The 1,291-nt window shown below is 75.2% G+C and carries 1 protein-coding gene; it reads right to left on the bottom strand.

Annotated features, from left to right (window positions below; translation table 11 throughout):
• Positions 1–1,291 (bottom strand): ribonuclease E/G (locus D7231_RS34965; RefSeq protein ID WP_242000083.1); only part of this gene is annotated, 1,291 nt, incomplete at both ends.

The following is a 1,291-nucleotide window of genomic DNA, read 5'->3' on the forward strand; positions in this document are numbered from 1 at the left end:
AGGCTCGGGGCGCTGCCGCGCTTGGCCTTCTTCTGGATGTCCGCCCACTGGGCCTGGAGCCGCTCGACGTCGCGGGTCAGCTCCTCCTCGGTGGCGCCCTCGGCCGCGGTGCGCACGATGACGCCGGCGTCCTCGGGGACGATCTTCTTGAGGATCTGCTTCAGCCGGGCGCGCTCGGTGTCCGGCAGCTTGCGGCTGATGCCGGTCATCGAGCCCTCGGGCACGTAGACCAGGTAACGGCCGGGCAGCGAGATCTGGCTGGTGAGGCGGGCGCCCTTGTGGCCGATGGGATCCTTGGTGACCTGCACCAGCACGGCCTGGCCCGACTTCAGCGCGGACTCGATGCGGCGCGGGCCGCCGCCCATGCCCAGCGCCTCGAAGTTGACCTCGCCCGCGTACAGCACGGCGTTGCGGCCCTTGCCGATGTCGACGAAGGCGGCCTCCATCGAGGGCAGGACGTTCTGGACCTTGCCGAGGTAGACGTTGCCGACGTAGCTGGCGGACTGCTCCTTGTTCACGAAGTGCTCGACGAGGACGTCGTCCTCCAGCACCCCGATCTGCGTCCGGTCGCCGTGCTGGCGCACCACCATCACGCGCTCCACCGACTCGCGGCGGGCGAGGAACTCGGCCTCGGTGATGATCGGCGCGCGGCGCCGGCCCTGCTCGCGGCCCTCGCGGCGGCGCTGCTTCTTCGCCTCCAGGCGGGTGGAGCCCTTGATGGACTGCACGCCGTCGCTGCTCTCGACGCCCTCCAGCCGCTTGCGGCGCGGCTCGCGGACCTTGACGACGGTGCGCTCGGGGTCGTCCCCGCCGGCCTCGGCCGCGCCCTCCACGTCGCCGCTGCGGCGGCGGCGCCTGCGGCGGCGGCGCGAGGAGCCGGCGCCCTCGGCCTCGTCGGTGTCGGCGGCCTCGGCCTCCTCCTCGGCCGTGAGGCTCTCGGGCTCCTCCTCGGCCGGGCCCTCCTCGCGGTCCTCGCCCCCGGCCTCGGCGGCGGCCTCGGCGGCGCGCTCGGCGGTCTCGCCGCGGCGGCGCCTGCGCCCGCCCCGGCGGCGCCTGCGGGCGGGACGCCCGGCCTGCGCCTCGTCGTCCTCCTCCAGCTCCTCGGCGCCCTCCTCGGCCGCGGCCTCGCCGGCGACGGCGAACTCCTCGGCCTCCGCGAGCTCCTCGTCATCCTCCTCGTCGGGCTCCGGAACGGCCGCGGTGGAGCGCTGCGCCTCCTCGGCGGCGCGCTGCGGGGTCTGGAACATCGGGGCCTGGAAGACCGGCGCCCGGAAGACGGTGGCCACGGGGA

It is taken from the genome of Streptomyces klenkii (assembly GCF_003626645.1).
Taxonomy (GTDB): Bacteria; Actinomycetota; Actinomycetes; order Streptomycetales; family Streptomycetaceae; genus Streptomyces; species Streptomyces klenkii.